Genomic DNA, 24,933 nt, shown 5'->3' with positions numbered 1-24,933 from the left:
GGGCAAGCGGCGGATTCGTGGTCAGGAGCGCCCGAACTTCTGGTCGATGAGGTCGAACAGCTCGTCGTCCGAGGCATCGTCGATGGCCTGGCTGACGTCGCCGGATCCCCCGGTGGCGTCGCTCCAGCGGGTGGCCAGGGCCTTGAGGCGGGTCGCGACGGCGGCGCGGGTCTCCTCGTCGGCGGCGAGCCGTTCCAGGTCGTCGGGTCCGGCGGCGGCGAACGCGGCCTCCAGCCGGTCCAGTTCGGCCAGCAGGGTCGACGCCGGGCCGGCCGGCGCGACGTCGGCGAGCAGGAAGTCCGCCAGGGCCGCCGGGGTGGGGCAGTCGAAGATCAGGCTGGCGGGCAGCCGGACGCCGGTGGCGGCGGTGAGCCGGTTGCGCAGCTCGACGGCGGTGAGCGAGTCGAAGCCGAGGCCGGTGAACGTCTGCCCGGACGGGATGACGGTCGACGAGGGGTAGCCGAGCACCTCGATGACCTGCCCCTTGACCAGGTCCTCGACGAGCCGGCCGCGGTCGGCGTCGGGCGTGCCGGCGAGCCGCTCGGCGAAGGACGGCCCGGAGCCGGTGGCACCGGTGGCGCCGGTCGCCCGGCGGGGGGCGCGGACCAGCCCCCGCAGCGGCGCGGGCAGGTTGCCGGTGTCGGACTGGCGGCGCAGCCCGGCGACGTCGAGCAGCGCGGGCACCAGGTGGGGTCGGCCGCCGCGCAGGCTGGCGTCGAACAGGGCGAGCGCCTGGCCGGTGCCGAGGGGGTTGAGGCCGTTGCGGCTGAGCCGCTGGCGCTGGGCGGCGTCGAGGTTCCCGGTCATCCCGCTGGCCTCGGCCCAGAGCCCCCAGGCCAGGGAGGTCGCGGCGAGGCCCGCGGCCCGCCGGTGGTGGGCGAGGCCGTCGAGGAACGCGTTCGCGGCGGCGTAGTTGCCCTGCCCCGGGCCGCCGAGGGTGCCGGCGACCGAGGAGAACAGCACGAACATCGGCAGGTCCAGGTGCCGGGTCAGCTCGTGCAGGTGCCAGGCGGCGTCGGCCTTCGCGGACAGCACGGTCGCCATCCGGTCGGCGGTCAGCGCGGACACCACCGCGTCGTCGAGCACCCCGGCGGCGTGCACCACCCCGGTGAGCGGGTGCTCGGCGGGCACGGCGGCGAGCAGCGCGGCGAGGGTGTCCCGGTCGGCCACGTCGCCGGCCACCAGCCGGGCCTGCGCGCCCATCCCGGCCAGGTCGGCGAGCAGCTCCGCCGCGCCGGGCGCGGCGGCACCCCGCCGGCCGACCAGCAGCAGGTGGCGCGCCTTGTGGGTGGCGACGAGGTGGCGGGCCAGTAGCCCGCCCAGGGCGCCGGTCGCGCCGGTGACCAGGACCGTCCCGTCGGGGTGGAGTTCGGCGCCCAGCGCCGGGTCGAGCTCGGCGGGGGCGAGCCGGGGCACCAGCACCCGGTCGCCCCGCGCGGCGAGCTGGGGTTCGCCGGTGGCCACGGCCCGGGCCAGCACCTCGACCGGGAGGTCGGCGTCGACGTCGACGAGGACGAAGCGGTCGGGGTGTTCGGCCTGAGCCGAGCGCAGCAGGCCCCACACCGCCGAGCCGGCGAGGTCGGTCACCCGGCCGGGTTCGCCGGCGGGGACGGCGCCGCGGGTCAGCACGACCAGCCGCCGGTCGGCGAGGCGGGCGTCGGCGAGCCAGCCCTGCACGGCGGCCAGCACGTCGGCCAGCAGGGCCCGGGTGGCGGCCGGGACCGGGTCGGGCGCGTCGCCCCGGTACGCGGGCAGCAGCACCAGGTCCGGGTCGAGCCGGCCGTCGGCCACCGCCCCGGCCAGTTCGCCGAGGCCGTACCGGGGCAGGCCGGCGGGGCCGGTCGTGCCCTCGCCGAGGAGCACCGCCCGGTGCGGCGCGGCGTCGCCTGGCGGGACGTCCCGCCAGGCGAGGTCGAACAGCGCGTCGGTGGTGGGGCCGGCGGCGCGGACCTGGTCGGCGGTGACCGGGCGGGACACCAGCGAGGCGATGCGGGCGACCGGGGTGCCGGACGGGTCGGTCAGGGTCAGGGTCACCCCGCCGCCGCTGCGGCGGGCGCGGACCCGCAGGGCCGTCGCGCCGACCGCTGAGCGGGTGACGCCGGTCCAGGCGAAGGGCAGCCGGACCCCGGTCGCGTCGGGGTCGTCGTCGAGCAGGCCGACGACGTGCAGCGCGGCGTCCAGCAGCGCCGGGTGTACGCCGAATCCGGCGACCTCCGTGCCGTCGGGCAGCGCCACCTCGGCGTACACCTCGTCGGCGGCGCGCCGGACCGACCGGAGGCCCCGGAACAGCGGGCCGTACTCGACGCCGAGCCGGGACAGCTCGGCGTACACGGAGTCGACGGGGACGCCGGTGGCGTCGGCCGGCGGCCAGGGCGACGGGTCGTCGGCCCGGTCCGGTGGCGCGGGGGCGACGAAGCCGGTGGCGTGCCGGGTCCACTGCGCGTCGGGGTCCTCGGCGGCCCGGGAGTGGACGGTGACCGGCCGGCGGCCCTCCTCGTCGGCGGGGCCGAGGTGCACCTGCACGGCCCGGGCGCCCTGCTCGGGCAGGACCAGCGGCGCCTCGAGGGTCAGCTCGTCCAGCGCGTCGCAGCCGGCCCGGGTGCCCGCGTGCATGGTCAGCTCGACCAGGGCGGCGCCGGGGACCACCACGGAGTCCCAGACGACGTGTTCGGTGAGCCACGGGTGGGTCCGGACGGACAGTTCCGTGCCGAAGAGCCGGGCGTCGTCGGCGGCCACCGTGACGGCGGTGCCGAGCAGCGCGTGGTCCACGGCGCGCACGCCGAGCCCGGGCGCCCCGACGTCGGCGGGGTCGGTGGTGTTGAGCCAGTACCGCTGGTGGTCGAAGGCGTACGTGGGCAGCTCGGCCCGCCGGGGGCGGGCCCCCGTCCCGGTCAGGTACGCGGCCCAGTCGACGGGTGCGCCCGCGACGTGCAGGTCGGCCAGCGCGGCGAGCACCGTGTCGGCCTCGGGTCGCCCGGCCCGCATGATGGGGACGAACCGGACGTCGTCGGTCGCCTCGACGCAGTCCCGCGCCATCGTGGCGAGCACGGAGTCGGGGCCGACCTCCAGGAACAGCGTGACGTCCTGTTCCCGCAGGCAGCGGACCGCGTCGGCGAACCGCACCGGCTGCCGGACGTGGCGCACCCAGTAGCCGGGGTCGGCGATCTCCGCCGGGTCCGCCACGGCGCCGGTCAGGTTCGACACGATCGGCACGGCCGGTGGCCGCCAGGTCAGCCCGGCCAGCACGGACGCGAACTCGTCGAGCATCGGCTCCATCAGTCGGGAGTGGAACGCGTGCGACACGGTGAGGGGCTTGGTGCGCCACTCCCGGTCCCGGCAGGCCGCGGCCACCGTCTCGACCTCGTCGAGCGCGCCGGACACCACCACCGCCGCCGGGCCGTTCACCGCCGCCACGTCGACGGCCGCGCCCAGCTCGTCGATCAGCCCGCGCACCCGTTCCTCGGGCGCGCCCACCGCCAGCATTCCCCCGCCGGCCGGCAGGGCCTGCATCAGCCGGCCCCGCGCCGCCACGAGGACACACGCGTCCTCCAGCGACAGCATCCCGGCCGCGTACGCCGCCGTCACCTCACCGACCGAGTGACCGGTGAGGAAGTCGACCCGCACCCCCCACGACCGCAGCAGGTCCCACGACGCCACCTCGACGGCGAACAGCCCCGCCTGCGCGAACACCGTCCGGTCCAGCGCGGCCGACGGCCCGCCGGACCACACCACGTCCCGCAACGAGCCGGGCAGCTCGCCGTCGATCAGCCCGCACACCCGGTCGAAGGACTCCGCGAACACCGGGAACCGGTCGTACAACTCCCGACCCATCCCGGCCCGCTGCGCGCCCTGACCGGTGAACAGCACCGCCCGGCGACCCGACGACACCACACCCGACGCCGCGCCACCGGCCGCCACCGCGTCCAGGCCCGCCACCAACTCGCCCACACCCGAACCCCACACCACCGCACGGTGCTCCAACGCCGCCCGACCCGCCACCAACGACCACGAAACGTCCACCGCCGCCAGGTCGGAGTGGCCCCGCGCGAACGACGCCAGCCGAGCTGCCTGACCCGCCAACGCCCGCTCGGAGCGACCCGACACCACCCACGGCACCGGCACCCCGGGAACCGCCCGCGCCTGCGGGGCCGGCTCCTCCACGGGCTCGGGCTCGTCCTCGGGCTGTTCCAGGATCACGTGCGCGTTGGTGCCGGAGATACCGAACGACGACACCCCCGCCCGGCGCGGCCGGTCCACCCCCGGCCACGGCCTCACCCGCGTCGCCAGCTCCACCGCACCCGACGACCAGTCCACGTGCGACGACGGCTCGTCGACGTGCAACGACGCCGGCACCACCCCGTGCCGCATCGCCAGGACCATCTTGATGATCCCCGCCACCCCGGCCGCGGCCTGCGTGTGACCGATGTTCGACTTCACCGACCCCAACAGCAGCGGCTCTTCCCGACCCTGCCCGTACGTGGCCAGCAGAGCCTGCGCCTCGATCGGATCACCCAACGTGGTGCCCGTGCCGTGCGCCTCCACCACATCCACATCCACCGGCGACAACCCCGCGCTGTCGAGGGCCTGCCGGATCACCCGCTGCTGCGACGGACCATTCGGCGCCGTCAACCCATTCGACGCACCGTCCTGATTCACCGCCGTGGCCCGCACCACCGCCAGAACCCGACGACCCTCCCGCCGCGCATCCGACAACCGCTGCACGAGCAGCACCCCGACGCCCTCGGCGAGCGCCGTGCCGTCGGCGGCCTCGGCGAAGGCCCGGCACCGGGCCACCGGGGAGAGGTTGCCCTGCCGGGAGAAGTCGACGAACACCGCCGGGGTCGGCATGACCGTCACGCCGCCGGCGAGCGCCAGATCGCACTCCCCGGACCGCAGCGCCCGCACCGCGAGGTGCAGCGCGACGAGCGAGGACGAGCAGGCGGTGTCGAGCGTCACCGCCGGCCCCTCGAAGCCGAACGTGTACGCCACCCGGCCGGAGGCGATGCTGCCCACGTTCCCGAGGCCGAGGTAGTCCACCACTCCCGCGGGCGGCGCGTCGGGCGGCTGGGCGTACCCGCTGTGGGTCATGCCGGCGAAGACGCCGACCCGGCCGCCCTTGAGGCTGGTGGGGTCGATGCCCGCCGACTCGACGGCCTCCCAGGACGTCTCCAGCAGCAGGCGCTGCTGCGGGTCCATGGCCAGCGCCTCGCGGGGCGACACCCCGAACAGCCGGGCGTCGAAGTCGGCGGCGTCGGCGAGGAAGCCCCCCTCGCGGACGGAGGAGGTGCCCTGCCGGGAACGCTCGGGGTCGTACAGCGTCCCCAGGTCCCAGCCCCGGTCGGCCGGGAACGAGGTGATCGCGTCGCCGCCTGCGGCGACGAGGTCCCAGAGCTGCTCGGCCGAGCGCACGCCGCCGGGAAACCGGCAGCCGATGCCGACGATGGCGATCGGCTGCTGCGCCTCGGCCTCGACGTCGCGCAGGCGTTGCCGGGTCCGCCGCAGATCGGCGGTGACTCTCTTCAGGTACTCCCGGAGCTTGTCTTCGGTGTCCATCAACCCAGCCCATCGCGATGCACGGCGGAGACTCGACGTAGGCGACGGTACGAATGCGCAATCGTTCTCAGGCGACACCTGTATCTGTCGTTCGGCTCGCTCGGCCGAGAGCCACGAGGATCCCCATCTGCGGGGAGAAGTTATTGGGTGCGCGTAAGGTGGGACAACCCCTAACCGTGCGTAGCGGCAGCTAGGGGTGTCCGGCCCCGGTCCGCCGCATTAGCGTCGCCTCGACCGGGTCCGTGCCGATCCCGTCAGCGATTTCACCGCCGGAAGGACCGTAGAGGATGACCTCGCCAGAAACCGACAACGGCCTGTGGGTGCGACGCTTCCACCCGGCGCCGAGCGGCACCATGCGGCTGGTGTGCCTGCCCCACGCCGGCGGCTCGGCCAGTTTCTACTTCCCCGTGTCCCGCAGCCTCTCCCCAGCGGTGGAGGTGCTGGCGATCCAGTATCCGGGGCGGCAGGACCGGCGCCAGGAGAAGTGCATCGACGACATCCACGAGCTGGCCCGGGAGGTCCACTCCGTGCTGCGGCCGTGGCTCGACGAGCCGGTGGCGATCTTCGGGCACAGCATGGGCGCGAGCCTCGGCTTCGAGCTGGCCCGGCTGATCGAGCAGGACGGCGGGTCGCCCGCCCACCTGTTCGCCTCCGGCCGCCGCGCGCCGTCCTGCCCCCGGGACGAGACGGTGCACCTGCTGGCCGACGAGGGCCTGCTGGCCGACGTGCGCAAGCTGAGCGGCACCAACGCCGCCATCCTCGGCGACCAGGAACTGCTGCGCGCCGCGCTGCCGGCCATCCGCAGCGACTACCGGGCCGCCGAGACGTACGCCTACCGGCCCGGGCCGCCGCTGAGCTGCCCGATCACCGCCTTCACCGGCGACAACGACCCGAAGACCACGGTCGACGAAGCCCGCGCCTGGTCGACCCACACCACCGGCCCGTTCGACCTGAAGGTCTACCCCGGCGGCCACTTCTTCCTGGCCGACCAGCAGGCCGCGCTGCTGCGGGCCATCTCGACGGCCCTGGCGGCCGCGCCGACCCGCTGACCGACGGGGGCGCGTACCCGGTTCGACAGAGACGAGGAGGGCCCGCCCGACCGGTCGGGCGGGCCCTCCTCGGTCGTTGCGCTCAGCGCTTGTGGGCGACCGCGATCACGTAGTCGAGGTTGGCCAGCTCGCGCTTCATCAGGTCCTGGTTCTTCCAGTGCGAGGCCATGCTCTTGCGCACGGCCGGCTTGACGGCGGCGCGGAAGTCCGGGTCGTTGGTCCGGTCGGCCATGTAACGCCGCCAGCCCTCCCAGGTGTGGTCCTTGATGGACTGCACCTCGGGCCGGTCGAAGCCGGCGTCGGCGAGCTGCTGGGCGTACGTCTCGCGGTCGTGCCAGTTCTCCTTGGGGATGCTGAACTTGACGAAGCTCAGCGGGCCCGACTGGATGGCGGCCCGGACCACGTTCTCGCTGACCGGGATGATGTCGGCGGTGGCGAGGACGCCGCCCGGCTTGAGCACCCGCAGCGCCTCGGCGAAGAACGCGCTGCGCGGGTAGAAGTGGAACGCCGATTCCAGGGCGACGACCCGGTCGAAGGTGCCGTCGGGGAACGGCAGCTCGGTGGCGCTGCCCAGCTGGAAGTCGGTCCGGTCGGCGAGCCCCTCCTCCTGCGCCCGCCGCTGGGCCGCCTCGATGTGGTGCGGGGTGATGTTGAGCCCGACGACCTTGCCGACGCGGCCCGAGCGCAGCCAGCTGAAGTCCTGGTCGGCGTAGCCGAACCCGACGTCGAGGATGGTGTCGTCCGGCTTCAGGCCGGCGGCGTCGGCGAGCTTGCCGGCCAGCGCCTCGGCGGCGTCGTCGATGTCTGTGACACCGTCTTCCCAGTAGCCGACGTTCATGTAGTGGGTGCGGCGGGCCGCGAACTCCACGTCGGGGGCCTGGATCTCGTAGAAGCGCCGGACCCGGGTGACGGGGTCGGCGGTGAAGACGGTGCGGATGGCCCTCGCCGCGATCTTCAGGTTGTCGAGCATGGTGCTCCTTCCGGGTGGGTCGGCTGTTGGTCAGCCGCGCCCGACCTGCTGACGCAGGTCGTCGACGAGAGCGGGCACGGCGGCCGGGTCGGCCGCCGTGCCGAAGACGTAGAAGTCGGGCCGGACGAGCACCGCCGCCGCGTCGTGCCGCTTCAGGTGGGACAGGTAGACGTCGTCGAGGTCCTCGGCCGTCGTCCCCGCGCCGGCACCGGGGGCGGGGGCGCCGGCGGGGACGACCCGCACCAGCCGGGCGCCGAGGGAATCCAGGAACGCCCGGGCGTCCGCGTCGAGCAGCTCCGCGGGATCCTCGGCGCAGATCAGGGCGAAGCCGGTGCCGACGACGTCGTCGAAGAGCCCGGTGCGGCCGTCGACCTCGACGTGTCCCTGCGGCATCGGCTCACCGGCGCCGGGGCCGGCGGTGCCGTCCGGCCGGTGCAGCACGCCGCTGACCAGGGCCTCCAGCAGGGACCTGGTCCGGGCTCGGGTGGTCCGGCGGCGCAGCTCGGCCAGCATGACCGAGTCCCGGCCCGCCGCCGCGGTGCGGTCCGTCTCGCAGATCACCGTCCCGGAGTCCATCGACATCCGGATGGCGTGCTGCACGTGCGCGCAGCGCTCCTGCTGGTACGTGTCGAGCAGCGCCTCGTCGGCCAGGCCCCGGTGCACCAGGTCCAGCTTCCAGGCGAGGTTGAGCGCGTCGCGGAACCCGGAGCTCATCCCCTGCCCCATGAACGGGGGCATCACGTGCGCCGCGTCTCCGGCGAGGATGATCCGGCCGGAGCGCCACCGGTCGGCGGAGCACGCCTGGGTGGTGTAGACGCCGTACCGCTCCAGGGTGGCGTTGTCCGGGGCGATGTCGAAGAGCCCGAGCAGCCGCCAGACGCTGTCGACGCTCTCGAACTCCTCCCGGCTCTCGCCGGGCACCCGCATGAACTCCCACCGCCGGTGTCCGGGGCCGGCGGACACGGCGGTGCGGGGCCGGGCCGGGTCGCAGACCTGGAGGTTGTTGGGCTTGAACTCGCGGGCCTCGTTCGGCACCACGTCGCAGACCAGCCAGTCGTGGGTGAAGCCGAGGTCGGTCACGGTGCTGCCGAGGTGTTCCCGGACGAAGCTGTTGGCGCCGTCGCAGCCCACCACCCAGCGGGCCGACCGGACCTGCGGGCCCTCCGGCCCGTCGATGGTGACCTCGACCCGGTCGTCGTGCTCGGTCAGCGCCGTCACCGCGTACGGGCGCAGCACGGTGACCCCGGGCAGCTCCGTGCCCCGCTCGGCGAGCACCGCCTCCAGGCCGGGCTGGTAGAAGGAGACCGAGTCGGGCCAGCCCATCGGCCCGCCGCCGGCGACCTTGACGTGCAGCAGGGTCCGGCCGAAGCCGTTCTTGAAGGTGTACTCCCCGGACGACTCGACGACCGGGCCGAGGCGGTCGGCGACCCCGGCGGCGGCCAGGATCCGGCTCGCCTCACCGTCGTAGGACACGGCGCGCGGGAAGTTGTACGGGGTCTCCCACCGTTCGACGGCTGTGACGGTGAGACCTCGCTGCGCCAGCAGGATCGTGAGCATCTCGCCCACCGGGCCGTAGCCCACGATCAGGACGTCGGTCATCAGCATCGGTATCGGTTCCTCGCATGGGGGGTCAGGTTTCGGGGCGGGGACTCCGGCCGGCCGGCGGACCTGGCGGGCTGCCGGGCCGGCCGTCAGAGTCCGAGCTCGGAGTCGATGAGGTCGAAGATCTCGTCGTCGCTGGCGCCGTCGATGTCCAGGTCGGGGCCGGTGCCGGGGTCGCCGCCCGGCCCGGTGCGCATGGTCCGCCACTTGGCCATCAGCACCTCCAGCCGGGAGCCGATCTGGGCGTGCACGTCCGCCTCCAGGGTCGCCTCGGCCAGCGACCGTTCCAGGTTCTCCAGGTCGGTGAGGACCGGCGGCAGCGCCGGGCCGCTGTCCGGGACGAGCTGGGCGAGCAGGTAGCCGGCCAGCGCGGTCGGGTCGGGATAGTCGAAGATCAGCGTGGCGGGCAGCCGCAGGCCGGTCGCCTCACCGAGCCGGTTGCGCAGCTCGACGGCGGTCAGCGAGTCGAAGCCGATCTGGCTGAACGCCCGGTTGGGGGCGACGGCCGCCCGACTGCCGTGCCCCAGCACGCTCGCCGCCTGCTCGCGTACCAGGTCGACGAGCAGGCCGGGCCGGTCGTCGGCGGCCAGCGCCGCCAGCTCGTCGGCGAGGGTCCGCCCGCCGGTCGCCGGGGTGGCCGACCGGGCGCTGCGCCGCTCCCGCCGCACCAGCCCGCGCAGCAGGGCCGGGGGGCGGGCGACCCGCTCGGTGAGGGCGGAGACGTCGATGCGGGTCGGCACCAGCACCGGCTCGGCCGTCCGCAGTGCCGCGTCGAACAGGGCCATCCCCAGGTCCGAGGGGATGGCGAGCTGCCCGTCGCGGGCGGTGATCCGGGGGTCGGCGCGGTCCAGCTTCGCGGTCATCTCGCTGGCCTGTTCCCACAGCCCCCAGGCCAGCGACCGGCCGGGCAGGCCGGCGGCGCGTCGGGTCTGCGCGAGGGCGTCGAGGAACGCGTTGGCGGCTGCGTAGTTGCCCTGGCCGGGCACGCCGAACACCCCGGCCCCGGAGGAGAACAGCACGAACCCGGCCAGGTCGAGGTGGCTGGTGAGTTCGTGCAGGTGCCAGGCGGCGTCGAGCTTGGGCGCGAAGACGGTGTCGACGCGTTCCGGGGTGAGGGCGGTGACCACCCCGTCGTCGAGCACCCCGGCGAGGTGCACGACGGCGGTCAGCGGGTGCCGGGGCGGCACCGCGTCCAGCACCCGGGCCAGGCTGTCCCGGTCGGCCACGTCGGCGGCGGCGAGGGTGACGTCGGCGCCCAGCGCGCGCAGCTCGTCGGCCGCGTCGGCCGCCCCCGGCGCGTCGGCGCCGCGCCGGCTGACCAGCAGCAGCCGCCGCGCGCCGTGGGTCTCGACGAGCCGGCGGGCGACGAGCTGGCCCAGGGTGCCGGTGCCGCCGGTGAGCAGCACGGTGCCGTCGGGGTCCCAGGGACGGGGCGTGGTGAGCACCACCTTGCCGACGTGCCGGGCCTGGCTGACGTACCGGAACGCCTCCGGCGCCTGGCGCACGTCCCAGACCTGGGTGGGCAGCGGGGCGAGCGCGCCCAGGTCGAAGAGCCCCAGCAGGTCGACGAGCATCCGCTGGAGTTCGTCGGGGTCGGACAGGGTCAGGTCGAACGCCGTGTAGTCGACGCCCGGGTGGTCGGACGCGACCGTCCGCGGGTCGCGGATGTCGGTCTTGCCCATCTCGACGAACCGGCCGCCGCGCGGCAGCAGCCGCAGCGACGCGTCGACGAACTCGCGGGCCAGCGAGTCCAGCACCACGTCGACGCCCCGGCCGCCGGTGGCGGCGCGGAACCGGGCCTCGAAGTCGAGGGTGCGCGACGACGCCAGGTGGTCGTCGTCGAGGCCGAGCGCGCGCAACGCGTCCCACTTGGCGGGGCTGGCGGTGGCGTACACCTCGGCGCCGAGGTGCCGGGCGAGCTGCACGGCGGCCATGCCGACCCCGCCGGCGGCGGCGTGCACCAGCACGGACTCGCCGCGACGGAGCCCGGCCAGGTTCACCAGCCCGTGGTACGCGGTCAGGAACACCACCGGCACGGAGGCGGCCTGCACGTACGACCAGCCGGCCGGCATCGGGGCGAGCAGCCGGCGGTCGGTGACGGCGAGCGGCCCGAAGCAGCCGACGAACACCCCGAACACGGCGTCGCCGGGGCTCAGGTCGGTGACCTCGGCGCCCACCTCTATCACCTCGCCCGCGCCCTCGCCGCCGAGCGGCCCGGCGTCGCCCGGGTAGAGCCCGAGCGCGTTGAGCACGTCGCGGAAGTTCAGGCCGGCGGCGCGGACGCGGACCCGCACGTCGAGAGGGCCGAGGACGGCGTTGGCGGCGTCCGTAGGGACCAGGGTGAGGTTCTCCAGGCTGCCGCGCACCGGCGCGTCGAGCCGCCAGGCGGGCGCGGCCGGCGGGGTGAGTTCGCCCGCCGAGCCGGCGCGCGCCAGCCGGGGGACGTACCCGACGCCGCCGCGCAGCGCCGCCTGCGGTTCGCCGGCCGCGAGCACGGCGGCGAGCTGGTCGGCCCCGAGCCCGTCCCGGTCGACGTCGACGATCACCAGCCGGTCGGGGTGCTCCGACTGGGCCGAGCGGACCAGGCCCCACGCCGCGGCGGCGGCCGGGTCGACCAGTTCGGCGGTGCTGTGCACGGCGACCGCGCCGCAGGTGACCAGCACCAGCCGGGCCGCCGCCCAGCGCGGCTCGGTGAGCCAGCGCCGGACCAGGTCGAGGGCCCGGACGGTGGCGTGCCGGGCGGCCTCCGGCGCGGGCGCGGCGGGTGCCGCGTGCAGCGGCGCGAGCACCGCCGAGGGCAGGTCGAGGCCCGCGTCGACGGCGGCGGCGAGGGCGTCCAGCCCGGGATACCCGGCGAAGCCCTCAAGGCCGGACTGCCCGGCGAAGCCCTCGGTGCCGGCATGACCGGCGAAGCCCTCGGTGCCGACGGTGCCGGGGGTGCCGGCGGTGAGCGCCACGGCGGTGACCGGCGGGGCGTCGTCGGCGGGCGGCAGGGGGGTCCAGTCGAGGCGGAACAGGGCGTCCCGGGTGGCCCGGTCGTCGGTGCGGGTCAGCTCGCCGGCGGCGATCGGCCGCATCGTCAGGGCGTCCACGTCGACGACCGGGGCGCCCGTCGGATCGGCGACGGTCAGCGCGACGGCGTACGGGGCGACCTGGGTGAGGCGGACCCGCAGCGCGGTGGCGCCGGAGGCGTGCAGGGTGACGCCGTTCCAGGCGAACGGCAGCAGCAACTGCCCCGCACCGGCCTCGGCGAGCCCGCCGAAGTGCGCGGCGTGCAGGGCGGCGTCGAGCAGGGCCGGATGCAGGCCGTACCGGTCGGCGTCGGCGCGCTGGCCGGCGGGCAGCTCCACCTCGGCGTACACCTCGTCGCCGCTGGTCCACACGGCGCGCAGCCCCTGGAACGCCGGCCCGTACGCGTACCCGTCGGCGGCGAGCCCGGCGTAGAAGCCGGACAGGTCGACGGGGCGGGCGTGCGGCGGCGGCCACTCGGTGAGCTCCCCCGCCGCGTCCGACCCGGCGGACCGGTCGGCGGACAGGGTGGCGCTGGCGTGCCGGGTCCACGGGGCGTCGGCCGGCCCGCCGGCGGGCCGGGAGTGCAGGGTGGCCGGGCGGCGGCCGTCGTCGTCGGCCGGGCCGAGGGCCACCTGGACCTGGGTGGCGCCGTCGGCCGGCAGGGCCAGCGGGGCCTCGATGACCAGCTCGTCGAGGACGGGACAGCCCACCTCGTCCCCGGCCCGCAGGCAGAGTTCCACCAGGCCGGTGCCGGGCACCAGCACCGCGTCCAGCACCCGGTGGTCGGCCAGCCAGGGTTGGGCGGCGGTCGAGAGCCGACCGGTGAACAGGTGCCCCTTCGCCTCGGCCAGCGCCACGGACGCGCCGAGCAACGGGTGCCCGGCGGCGTCCAGGCCGGCCGCGCCGACGTCGCCGGGGCCGGCGCTCGGCCGGGGCCAGTAGCGGCGGTGGGCGAACGCGTACGTGGGCAGTTCGACGCGCCGGCCGCCGGCCAGGGCGGGCTGCCAGTCCACGCCGACGCCGCGCACGTGGAGCTGGGCCACCGAGAGCAGGAACCGGCCCCGATCGCCCTGGTCGCGCTGCACCGAGCCGACCACCACGGCGGCGCAGTCGCCGTCGGCGAGGGTCTCGGAGATACCCACGGTGAGCACCGGGTGGGGGCTGCACTCGACGTACGTGTCGTGGCCCTGGGCGGCCAGCTCCAGCACCGCCCGGTGCAGCTCGACCGGCTGGCGCAGGTTGCGGTACCAGTAGTCGGGGCCCATCTCCTCGCCGTCGAGCCAGCGCAGGTCGGTGGTGGAGAACAGCGGCACGGCGGCCGGGCCGGGGGCGATGCCGGCCAGCAGCTCGGCCAGCTCGTCGCGGATCCGCTCCACCTGGACGGAGTGGGAGGCGTAGTCCACGGCGATCCGGCGGACCCGGGCCTGCTCGGCGGCCAGCTCGGTGAGGAGCTCCTCCACGGCGGCCTCCTCGCCGGAGACCACCACGGCGGCCGGGCCGTTGACGGCGGCCACCGCGACCCGGTCGCCGTACCGGGCGGTCCGCTCGCGGACCACGTCGGCGGGCAGCGCCACGGAGGCCATCGTCCCGTGCCCGGCCAGGGCCCGGATCGCGCGGCTGCGCAGCGCCACCACCCGGGCGGCGTCGGGCAGGGAGAGCACCCCGGCGACGCAGGCGGCAGCGATCTCGCCCTGCGAGTGGCCGACCACGGCGTCGGGTCGCACGCCGTACGAGCGCCACAGCTCGGCCAGCGACACCATCATCGCGAACAGGGCGGGCTGCACCACGTCGACCTGGTCGAGGCTCGGCGCGCCGGGGGCCTGGCGCAGCACGTCCAGCAGCGACCAGTTCAGGTACGGCCGCAGCGCGGCGTCGCAGGCGGCCATCCGCTCGGCGAACACGGGGGCCTGGTCGAGCAGCTCCAGCCCCATGCCGAGCCACTGGGAGCCCTGGCCGGGGAAGACGAAGACGACCCTGCCGGTGGTCCCGGCCTCGCCGCGGGCCAGTTCGGGGGCGGGCCGGCCGTCGGCGAGCGCGTCGAGGGCGGCGGCGATCCGGTCCGGGTCGGGGCCGACGAGCACCGCGCGGGAGTCGAACGCGGCCCGGGTGGTGGCCAGCGACCAGGCCACGTCGAGCGGGCGCTGGTCGGGCCGTCCGGCCAGGTGGTCCCGCAGCCGGCGGGCCTGCCCGGCCAGCGCCTCGGGGGTGCGCGCGGACAGCAGCCACGGCAGCGCCCCGGGGTCCCCTGGCAGGTCGGCGGCGGACTCCGGCGCTCCGACCGGCTCCGGCGCGGGCACGGCCTCGACGACGACGTGGGCGTTGGTGCCGCTGATGCCGAACGAGGACACCCCGGCCCGGGCGGGCCGGTCGGCGCGGGGCCACGGGCGGGCCTCGGTGAGCAGCTCCACCGACCCGGAGTCCCAGTCGACGCGGGAGGTGCGCCGCTCGGCGTGCAGGGTGCGGGGCAGCCGCCCGTGCCGCATGGCGAGGACCATCTTGAGCACCCCGGCGACGCCGGCTGCGGCCTGGGTGTGGCCGAGGTTGGACTTGACGGAGCCGAGCAGCAGCGGCGGGGCGTCGGCGGGACGCTGGCCGTACGTGGCGAGGATCGCCTCGGCCTCGATCGGGTCGCCGAGCGCGGTGCCGGTGCCGTGCGCCTCGACGGCGTCCACGTCGGCGGGGGTGAGCCCGGCGGCGCCCAGCGCGGCCCGGATCACCCGCTCCTGGGACGGCCCGTTCGGGGCGGTCAGCCCGTTGGACGCCCCGTCCTGGTTGACGGCGGTGCCGCGGACCAGCGCGAGGACGGGATGGCCCCGGCGGCGCGCGTCGGACAGGCGCTCCACCACCAGCATCCCGACGCCCTCGGACATCCCGAACCCGTCGGCGTCCTCGGCGAACGCCTTGCACCGGCCGTCGGCGGCGAGGCCGCGCTGGCGGCTGAACCCGGTCAGCCCGGCCGGGCTGGACAGCACCGACACGCCACCGGCCAGGGCCAGGTCGCAGTCGCCCTGGCGCAGCGCCTGGGCGGCCAGGTGCAGCGCCACCAGGGACGCCGAGCAGGCCGTGTCGACGGTGACCGCCGGCCCCTCCAGCCCGAGGGAGTACGCGACCCGGCCGGACAGCACGCTGCCGGCGGTGCCGGTGAGCAGGTGGCCCTCGTCGGCGATGGTCTCCCCGTCGTCGGCTACGGCGCCCGGGGCGATCCGGTCGGCGTAGTCCTGGCCGTGGGTGCCGGCGAACACGCCGGTGCGGCTGCCGCGCAGCGTCCCCGGGTCGATGCCGGCGCCCTCCAGCGCCTCCCAGGAGGTCTCCAGCAGCAGCCGGTGCTGCGGGTCCATGGCCAGGGCCTCGCGGGGGCTGATGCCGAAGAACGCGGCGTCGAAGTCGGCGATGCCGGTGAGGAACCCGCCGGAGCGCACATACGTCCGCCCGGGGGTGCCGTGGACGGGGTCGTACAGGTCGGGCCAGCCCCGGTCGGTGGGCAGGCCGCCGATGACGTCGCCGCCGCCGTCGAGCAGCCGCCACAGCTCCTCCGGTGAGCCGATGCCGCCGGGAAACCGGCAGGCCATGGCGACGATCGCGACGGGTTCGTCGAGGGCGACGGTGCTCGCGTCGGCGACCTCGGTGGCGGCGGTGCCGAGCAGCCGGGCGTGCAGGTGCGCGGCGAGCAGTTCCGGGGTGGGGTGGTTGAACACGGCGTGCGGGGCGAGCCGGACGCCGGTGACGGCGGAGAGCCGGTTGCTCAGCTCCACGGCCATCAGCGAGTCGAAGCCGAGTTCCTTGAACGGGCGGCGCGGCTCGACCTGCTCCGGGCCGGCGTGCCCGACGACGGTGGCGCTGCGGGCGCGGACCAGGTCCAGCAGCAGGGCCGCCCGCTCCGGCTCGCCGAGCCCGGCCAGCCGGTCGGCGAACCCGGCGGCGGACGCGGGCGCGGGGTCGGCGTTGACGGCCCGGCGGCGGGGCGGCGGGGGCAGCAGCGCCCGCAGCAGGGCGGGCACCTCCCCGGAGGCCCGGACGGCTGCCAGGTCCAGCCCGATCGGCACCAGCGCCGGCCGGTCGGAGTGCAGGGCGGCGTCGAACAGGGCCAGTCCGGCGGCGGTGTCCAGGGGGCGGGTGCCGCCCCGGGCGAGGCGGGCCAGGTCGGCGGGGGTGAGCCGGCCGGCCATCCCGGCCTCCTCGGCCCACAGGCCCCAGGCCAGGGCGGTGGCGGGCAGGCCGTGGGCGCGGCGGTGCCCGGCGAGCGCGTCGAGGAACGCGTTGCCGGCGGCGTAGTTGCCCTGGCCGGGGCTGCCGAAGGTGGCCGACGCCGAGGAGAACAGCACGAACGCGGCCAGGTCGAGGCCGGCGGTCAGCTCGTGCAGGTGCCACGCGCCGTGCACCTTGGACCGCAGGGCCCGCTCCCAGCGGGCCGCGTCGAGGCCGGTGAGCAGGGCGTCGTCGGTGACCCCGGCGGCGTGCACGACGGCCACGAGGCGGTCGGCGAGCGGGGCGACCACGTCGGCGAGCGCGGCCCGGTCGGCGACGTCGGCGGCGACCACCCGGACGGTCACCCCGGCGTCGGCGAGCGCGGCCATCCAGTCGGCGTACCGGCCGGTGCGGCTGAGCAGCACCAGCTCGGTGACGCCGTGCGCGGTGGCGAGGTGGGTGGCGACGTGCCGGCCGACCCCGCCGGTGCCGCCGGTGACCAGCACGGTGCCGCCGGCCAGCGCCGGCAGGGGCCCGGCGGCGGGGTGCTCGACGGGGCGGAGCCGGGGCAGCAGGGCCCGGCCGTCGCGGACGGTCACCTCGGGCTCGTCGGGGCCGGCGGACAGGGCCACCCGGACGGCCGCGTCGTCGCCCGCGTCGAGGCTGAGCAGCAGGAACCGGTCGGGGTGCTCGGCCTGGGCGACCCGGACCAGCCCGGCGACCGGGGCGTGCACCGGGTCGCCGTCACGCACGGCGAGGGCGAGCCGGGTGGTCTCGGCGCGTGGGTCGTCCAGCCAGCGCCGCAGCACGGCGAGGGTGTCGAGGCCGACGGCGTGCGCCCGGTCGGGCACCGGCCGTCCCGGGTCGCCGTCGCCGACCCGCAGCACCAGCACCGGCGGCAGCGGCCCGTCCGGGAGGGTGCCGTCGGCGAGGGTCCAGGCGGGCACCGGCGTGGCCGGGGCGGCGGCGGGCAACCGGTCGACGGCGTACAGGCCGGCGGGGGCGGCCGTCGGGGGCGGGCCGTCGGCGGGCGGCGGCGTCACGACGCGCAGCACCACCCGGTCGACGTCGAGCACCGACGTCCCGGAGTCGTCGACGGCGCTGAGGGTGACCGCGTCCGCCCCGGCTGGGGCGAGGCAGACCCGCAGCGCGTGGGCTCCGGTGGCGTGCAGGCGCACCCCGGCCCAGTCGACGGCCATCGGCCGCGCGGCGGGACCGGCGTCGGTGGCGTCCGCTCCGGCTCCGGCGGTGGCTCCGGCGTCGGCTCCGGCGGTGGCGAAGTCGGCGAGCGGGAGCAGCCGCAGGGCCGCGTCCAGCACCAGCGGGTGTACGCCGTACCGGTCGGCGTCGGAGTCCCGGGCGTCCTCGGGCAGGCGTACGTCGACGAAGAGCCGGTCGGCGGCGACCCACGCGGCCCGGGCCAGCTCGCCGGCGAGGGCCCGGCGCTCCGGGGCGTCCAGGTCCACGGGGCGGGCCCCGGTGGGCGGCCACGCCGGTGCGGCGGTGACCGGGCCGGCGGCGGGGTCGGCCGGGGCGAGCACCGCCTCGGCGACCTCCCGCCACGGCTGGCCGTCGGCGGCCCGCACGTGGCAGCGCGCCACCCGGCGCAGGTGCTCGTCCGGCCCGGCGACGATGACCTGCACGTCGAGGGTCAGCTCGGCGGGCAGCGGCACCGGCTCGGGGACCCGCAGCCGCGCCACGGTGGGCAGGTCGAGGAGTTCGCCGAGGTGGGTGAGCAGGTCCAGCAGGGCGGTGGCGGGCAGCAGCGGTACGCCGTCGGCGGGCACGGCCAGCCACGGGTGGGTGGCCGCGGCGATCCGGCCGGTGCAGACGACCTGCCCGGTGCCGGCGACCGGCAGCACCGTGCCGAGCAGCGGGTGCCCGGCGTCGGTCAGCCCGACGTCGGCCGGGCCGCCGGCCACCGCCGAATAGGGCAGCCAGTAGTGCCGGCGCTGGAAGGCGTACGTGGGCAGCTCGACCCGGCGGCGCCGGCCGGGGCCGGCGAGGGCGGCCGGGGCCACGGCGGCGCCGCGCACGTGCAGCCGGGCCACGGCGGCCAGCAGCGCGTCCGGCTCGTCGTCGACGGTCCGCACGGCGGGGACGAAGGCCAGCTCGTCGGCGTCGGCGGCGAGGCAGTCCTGGGCCATCGCGGTGAGCACGCCGCCGGGTCCGACCTCCAGGAACGTGCTGATCCCCTGCCGGTGCAGGGCACGCATCCCGTCGAGGAAGCGGACGGTGCCGCGCACGTGCGCCACCCAGTAGCCGGGCGAGCAGAGCCGGGCCGGGTCGATCGGCTCGCCGGTCAGGTTGGACACCACCGGCAGGTGCGGGGTGCGGTAGGTGAGGCCGCCGGCCACCGCGCGGAACGCGTCGAGCATCGGCTCCATGCGCGGCGAGTGGAACGCGTGCGACACCCGAAGCCGGCTGGTCCGCCGGCCGGCGGCGCGCAGGGTGGCCGCGACGGCCAGCACGGCGTCGGCGTCACCGGAGAGGACCACGCTGGTCGGCCCGTTGACGGCGGCCAGCCCGACCCGGTCGGTGAGGTGGGGGGCCACCTCGGCCTCGCCGGCCTCGACGGCGACCATCGCGCCCCCGTCGGGGAGCTGCTGCATCAGCCGGGACCGGGCGGCGACCAGCGCCGCCGCGTCGGCGAGGGAGAACACCCCGGCCACGTGTGCGGCGGCCAACTCGCCGACGGAGTGGCCGAGCACCGCGTCGGGGCGCACGCCCCAGGACTCCAGCAGCCGGTACAGCGCCACCTCGAACGCGAACAGGGCCGGCTGGGTGTACAGGGTCTGGTCGAGCAGCCCGGCCAGTTCCCCGCCGGCCTCGGCGAGGGTGACGTCCGCGACGGGGTGCGGGGCGTGGCCGGCGAGGGCGCGGTCGAGTTCGGCGCAGGCCGCGTCGAACGCGTCGGCGAAGACCGGGTACGCCGTGCGCAGCCCCCGGCCCATGCCGGGGCGCTGGCCGCCCTGCCCGCCGAAGAGCAGGCCGAGCTGGCCGTCGACGACCCGGCCGGTCAGCAGGCCGGCGGTGTCGGGGTCCACGTCGCCCCGGGTCAGCGCGGTCAGCCCGGACCGGGCGGCGGCCGGGTCGCCGGCCAGCACCACGGCCCGGTGTTCCAGGGCGGCGCGGGTGGTGGCCAGGGCGTGCCCGACGTCGGCCGGGTCGGCGTCCGCGCCGGGGCCGTCGAGCCAGCCCAGCAGGCGGGCCGCCTGGTCGCGCAGGGCCTCGCCGGTGGCGCCGGAGAGCAGCCACGGCACCGGGGTGCGGCGGTCCCCGGCTGCGCCCGGCGCAAGCTCACCGGCCCGGTACGCGGCGGGCGCGGGCTCACCGGCCGAGCGGTCGGCGGGCGCGGGCTCCGGGTCGGCGGGGGGCGCCTCGACGATGACGTGGGCGTTGGTGCCGCTGATGCCGAACGAGGAGATGCCGGCCCGCCGGGGCCGGTTCACCGCCGGCCAGGGGCTGGCCTCGGTGAGCAGCTCGACCGCGCCGGCGGACCAGTCCACCTCGGACGTCGGGGCGTCCACGTGCAGGGTGGCCGGCAGCGTCCCGTGCCGCATGGCCAGCACCATCTTGATCACCCCGGCGGCGCCGGCGGCGGCCTGGGTGTGGCCGAGGTTGGACTTCAGCGAGCCCAGCCGCAGCGGTGCGGCGTCGCCGCGGCCCGCACCGTACGTGGCGAGCAGCGCCTGCGCCTCGATCGGGTCGCCGAGCCGGGTGCCGGTGCCGTGCGCCTCGACGGCGTCCACGTCGGCGGCGGTGAGCCCGGCGGCGGCCAGCGCCCGGCGGATCACCCGCTCCTGGGCGGGCCCGTTGGGGGCGGTGAGCCCGTTGGACGCGCCGTCGGAGTTGATCGCGCTGCCGCGCAGCACGGCGAGGACGGGGTGCCCGTTGCGGCGGGCGTCGGAGAGGCGTTCCAGCAGCAGCACGGCGACGCCCTCGGACCAGCCGGTGCCGTCGGCGCCCTCGGCGAACGCCTTGCACCGGCCGTCGGGGGCGAGCCCGCGCTGCCGGCTGAACTCGACGAACGCCTGCGGGGTGCCCATCACCGCCACGCCGCCGGCCACCGCGAGGGAGCAGTCCCCGGCGCGCAGCGCCTGAGCGGCCAGGTGCAGCGACACCAGCGACGACGAGCAGGCCGTGTCGACGGTGACGGCGGGGCCCTCCAGCCCGAGCGCGTACGCGACCCGGCCGGTGACCACGCTGCCGGCGGTGCCGACGCCGAGGTACCCCTCGGTGCCGGGTGGGGCCTGGCGCAGGTTGGCGGCGTAGTCGTGGTGCATGACGCCGGCGAAGACCCCGGTGGCGCTGCCGCGCAGCGAGGTGGGGTCGATGCCGGCCCGCTCGAACAGCTCCCAGGCGGTCTCCAGCAGCAGCCGCTGCTGCGGGTCCATCGCCAGCGCCTCGCGGGGGCTGATCGCGAACAGGGCGGCGTCGAAGTCCGCCGCGTCGGGCAGGAACCCGCCGACCCGCACGTACGAGGTGCCCGGCCGGTCGGGGTCGTCGGAGAACAGGTGGGCGAGGTCCCAGCCCCGGTCGGCGGGGAACCCGGTGAGCCCCTCCCGGCCCTGGGCGACGAGGTCCCACAGCTCCTCGGGGGAGGTGACCCCGCCGGGCAGCCGGCAGGCCATGGCGACGACGACGACCGGGTCGTCCGACGCGGTCCCGCCGGCCGGTCCGCCCGGGGCGGTGGTGGCCGGGGTGGCGCCGCGCAGCCGGGCGGCGAGGTGCCGGGCGAGGGCGTCCGGGCTCGGGTGGTCGAAGGCGGCGGTGGCGGAGAGCCGTACCCCGGTGGCGCGGGCCAGCCGGTCGCGCAGCGCGACCGCGCCGACGGAGGTGAAGCCGAGTTCCTTGAAGGCCCGGCCGGGGCGGACCGCGCCCGGCCCGGGCAGGCCGGCGACCTCGGCGGTGGCGGCGCGGACCAGGTCGAGCAGGAGCCGGTCGCCCTCCACCGTGGTCAGCGCGGCCACCCGGCGGCGCAGCTCGGCGGCGTCCCGCTCCGCCGCCGGGTCGGTCCCGGCGGGGCCCCGCCAGGCGGGGTGCGCGGCGGCGGCCGGGTGGGCGAGCAGGACGAGGTCGTCGCCGTCGTGCGCGACGTCGAACGCGGCGAGGTCGGTCCGGGCGGCGGCGCCCGCCGAGCGGGCCGGGCCGGCCGCCGTGCCGACCAGCCGGGCGGGCAGGCCCGCCGCGCGGCGGCGGGAGACCAGGGTGTGCAGGGCGCCGACGGCGGCCGCCGCCCGCTCCCGGTCGGCTTCGCCGAGCAGCGAGGCCGCCGGGACGAGGACGGTGAACGCGGTGACGGCGGCGTGCCGGGCGTGCGCGTCCAGCGCCTCGGCGAGGGCGACCAGCCGCGCGGCCCCGGCAGGGTCCGCGAGGTCGCCGTCGGACGGGCAGAGGAAGACCGCACCGACCGGCTCGTCACCGGCGGGGGGCGCGGCGGCGTCGGCCCGGTGCCTGCCGGCGCCGGAGGGACGCTGCACGGTGACCGCCGCGCCGGCGGCGGTCAGCTCCGCGACCAGGTCGGCCAGGGCGGCGTCGTCCGGGGAGCCGGCGGGCAGCAGCCGCAGCCGGCCGGCGCCGTGCGCGCCGACCAGGTGCCGGGCCAGCGCCGCACCGGTCGCGGTGTCGGCCCCGGCGACCAGGACCGGGGCGGCCGGGTCGACGACCCGCGCCGGCCGCGCGGGGGTCCGCGCGGGGGCCGGCCCGAGGACCGGGTGCCGGGCGGCGCCGGCGCGGAGGGCCACCTGCGCGGCACCGGCGTCCACGGCGGCGGGCAGCAGGGCCAGCGAGTGGGGGTCGGCGTCGGCGTCGACCAGCACGACCCGGTCCGGGTACGCGGCCTGGAGGCAGCGGCCCACCGCCCAGGCGACGGCGGCGGCCGGGACGAGGTCCGGGTCGTCGGCCAGCTCCGGGGTGGACGCGTCCACGGCGCCGGTGGTCAGCAGCACCAGCCGGGCGGCGGCGGACCGGTCGTCGTCGAGCCGGTCGCGCAGCCGGTCGGCGAGGCCCACCACGGCGCCGGGGTCGGCGAGGTCCACCGGGGCGGCGTCGGTGAGCAGCAGCGTCACGTCCGGCGCGTCCGGTTCCCGGCGCAGGGCGGCGAGGTCGGGGTACGCGTCGAACCGGTCCCCCGCCGACGCCGCACGCAGCGGATCGACCAGCGCCTCGCCGCCCGCGCCGACGACCGCCCAGCGGCGTGCCGGCGCGGGGCCGGCCGGGTCCACAGCCGGGTCCACCGTCGCGGCGGGAGCGGCCGGCGACACGGCGGTCAGGTCCAGCGGTCGCCAGGTCACGGTGCTCAGCGGGTCGTGGTGGCTGCCGTTGACGGCGCGCAGCCGGGCCGGCCGGTCCAGCAGCAGCCGCCGGGTGACCTTCCCGGAGGCGGTGCGCGGCACCTGGCCGATCTCGTACAGCTCGTCGGGCACCTTGTAGTAGGAGAGCCGCTCCCGGCAGGCCGCGTACCCGGCGGCGGGGTCGAAGCCCTCCGGCCCGGGGACGACGAACGCCACCGGCACCTCGCCGAGCACCCCGTGCGGCCGGCCGGTGACGGCCACGTCGGCGACGCCGGGCACCGAGCGCAGCGCCTCCTCCACCTCGGACGGGTGGACCTTCTCCCCGCCCCGGATGATCAGCTCCTGGTGCCGGCCGGTGACGAACAGGTTGCCGTCGGCGTCCCGGCGGGCCAGGTCACCGGTGCGGTACCAGCCGTCGCGCAGCGCGGCGGCGGTGACGTCGGGCAGGCCGTGGTACCCGAGCATCACGCTCGGCCCGCGTACCCACACCTCGCCCTCGGCCTCGACCGGGACGTCCACGCCGGTCTGCGGGCTGACCAGTCGCACCTCGACGCCGGGAACGGGCCGCCCGCAGGAGCCCTCGACCCGGGGCGAGCCCGGCCGGGTGATGGCGATCGAACCGCAGGTCTCGGTGCTGCCGTACGCGTCGAGCAGCGGCGCGTCGAACACCTCGTCGAAGGCCCGGCGCAGCGCGCCCGTGGTGATCGCCCCGCCGACCAGGCACATCCGCAGGGCCGGGGCCCGGAACCCGGTGTCCCGGGCGGCGGCGACCAGGTGGTGGTACATGGCCGGCACCCCGGCCAGCACGGTCGCCGCGTCGGAGTCGACGACGCGCAGCACGTCGTCGGCGGAGAACCCGTCGACGAGCCGGGCGGTGGCGCCCACGGCGGTCACGCTCAGCACGCAGCCGATGTGGGAGAGGCTGTGGAACAGCGGCAGCGGCCACACCACCCGGTCGTCGGGGGTGAGGCCGGGGATCGGCACGTAGCAGGAGGCGACGGACCACAGGCAGGTGCGCTGGGTGGACAGCACGCCCTTGGGCCGGCCGGAGGTGCCGGAGGTGTAGAGCATCCAGGCAACCTCGTCGAGGCCCAGGTCGTCCCGGGCGTCGACGGGGGGCTCGGCGTCGGCCAGCGCCCGCCAGGCGGCGACGCCATCGGGCGCCGGGTCGTCCCCGGTGACCCAGACCCGCAGGTCGGGGCGGTCCGCGCGCAACCGCACGAGCTGGTCGAGGTTTTCCGGGGCGACGACCACCAGCACCGCGCCGGAGTCGTCGAGCAGGTGGGCCAGCTCCGCGTCGGTGCTGCGCGGGTTCAGCGGTACGCCCACCGCGGCGGCCCGGGTGACGGCGAGCCACGTCTCCACCGTCTCCACCCGGTTGCCGAGGCAGAAGGCGACCCGCTCGCCGCGCCCGACCCCGGCCGCCGCCAGATGTCCGGCGAGCCGACGGGTCCGCGCCTCCAGGTCGGCGTACCCGACCGCGCGGCGGTCGTCGCGGAACGCGACCTTGTCCCCGAACCTGTCGGCGTGGGCCCTCAGCAGATCGGGCAACGGCTGGACCAGGTCGCTCCGAAGCATGTCACCACATTCCGTCCGTCGGCGAGATTCCTCATCCGCGGCGTAGACCTCGCTCGCCTTAACGGCCCAAGTCTTCCGAGCACCCTGCCGACGACCTACCCCTGTCACCCCCTAAGTCGTCCCCAGTTCCAGGGCCGATCCGCTGGCGGGACGCGCCGCGGGCCGATGATGGGGCGACTCCCGCAGACCGTCGTGCCCGTGCTCCGTCCGCCGTCAGTCGAGGTGCCGTCGTTGGAACGCTCGTGGTTGTTCACCCACCTGGCCGTGCCGGCCGGCGGGTGCCCGGACGCGCGGGTGGCCGAGCTACTCGGGACGGTGGTCGCCGAACTGGTCGCCGCCGCCCGCCGGGCCGACCCGCGGGCCGACTGGTTCTTCGACCGGGCCGGCGCCCGGGCCGGGCCGCGGCTGTGCCTCGGCTTCCACGCCACCGGCGCCGGGCTCGACGAGGTACGGCGGCTGCTGCCGGCGGACGACCGGGCGGCCCGCCCCACCGACCCGTACGCGGTGCGCGACGCCGCCCGGGGCGGCCCGCTCGCGCACGCGGGCAGCGACGTGGCCCTGGCCCTGCTCGGCGGGGACGTCCCCTGGCTGGCCGGGGTCGAGCTGCCGCTGGCCGTGGCGCACCTGCGGCACCTGACCGGGCTGGTGCCGGCAGCTGACCGGCTGACCTTCCTGTTCCTGCACTGGC

General features: G+C 77.0%; 5 protein-coding genes. 1 reads left to right on the top strand and 4 read right to left on the bottom strand.

Annotated elements, in window-relative coordinates; genetic code table 11:
- Nucleotides 1-21: 21 nt before the first annotated feature.
- Nucleotides 22-5,556, bottom strand: coding sequence for a type I polyketide synthase (locus OG617_RS23835; RefSeq protein WP_405095201.1), 5,535 nt, complete (start codon nucleotides 5,554-5,556; stop codon nucleotides 22-24).
- Nucleotides 5,557-5,840: 284 nt separating this feature from the next.
- On the opposite strand from OG617_RS23835, the gene OG617_RS23830 reads away from it, so the two are divergent.
- The gene (locus OG617_RS23830; protein WP_405095200.1) at nucleotides 5,841-6,602 is read left to right on the top strand and encodes a thioesterase II family protein; all 762 of its coding nucleotides are present in this window, start codon (nucleotides 5,841-5,843) and stop codon (nucleotides 6,600-6,602) included.
- 82 nt (nucleotides 6,603-6,684) lie between these two features.
- Here OG617_RS23830 and OG617_RS23825 read toward each other — a convergent pair whose 3' ends face one another.
- The 3 genes from OG617_RS23825 to OG617_RS23815 all read right to left on the bottom strand — a co-directional run bounded on the left by OG617_RS23825 (nucleotide 6,685) and on the right by OG617_RS23815 (nucleotide 24,245).
- Nucleotides 6,685-7,572, bottom strand: coding sequence for an SAM-dependent methyltransferase (locus tag OG617_RS23825; protein ID WP_405095199.1), 888 nt, complete (start codon nucleotides 7,570-7,572; stop codon nucleotides 6,685-6,687).
- Between the two features lie 30 nt (nucleotides 7,573-7,602).
- Nucleotides 7,603-9,177, bottom strand: coding sequence for a bifunctional 3-(3-hydroxy-phenyl)propionate/3-hydroxycinnamic acid hydroxylase (locus OG617_RS23820; protein WP_405095198.1), 1,575 nt, complete (start codon nucleotides 9,175-9,177; stop codon nucleotides 7,603-7,605).
- Nucleotides 9,178-9,263: 86 nt separating this feature from the next.
- The gene (locus tag OG617_RS23815; protein ID WP_405095197.1) at nucleotides 9,264-24,245 is read right to left on the bottom strand and encodes an SDR family NAD(P)-dependent oxidoreductase; all 14,982 of its coding nucleotides are present in this window, start codon (nucleotides 24,243-24,245) and stop codon (nucleotides 9,264-9,266) included.
- Nucleotides 24,246-24,933 lie beyond the last annotated feature (688 nt).

This window comes from Micromonospora sp. NBC_01412, from assembly GCF_045040215.1.
In the GTDB taxonomy this organism is placed as follows: domain Bacteria; phylum Actinomycetota; class Actinomycetes; order Mycobacteriales; family Micromonosporaceae; genus Micromonospora; species Micromonospora rubida.
The sequence above is the reverse complement of the archived record's forward strand: the minus strand, read 5'-3'. Positions and strand labels throughout refer to the sequence as shown.

Coding starts and splice junctions, on each gene's coding strand:
- OG617_RS23830 (WP_405095200.1), top strand. CDS start 5,841: ATGACCTCGCCAGAAACCGACAACGGCCTGTGGGTGCGACGCTTCCAC.
- OG617_RS23825 (WP_405095199.1), bottom strand. CDS start 7,572: ATGCTCGACAACCTGAAGATCGCGGCGAGGGCCATCCGCACCGTCTTC.
- OG617_RS23820 (WP_405095198.1), bottom strand. CDS start 9,177: ATGCTGATGACCGACGTCCTGATCGTGGGCTACGGCCCGGTGGGCGAG.
- OG617_RS23815 (WP_405095197.1), bottom strand. CDS start 24,245: ATGCTTCGGAGCGACCTGGTCCAGCCGTTGCCCGATCTGCTGAGGGCC.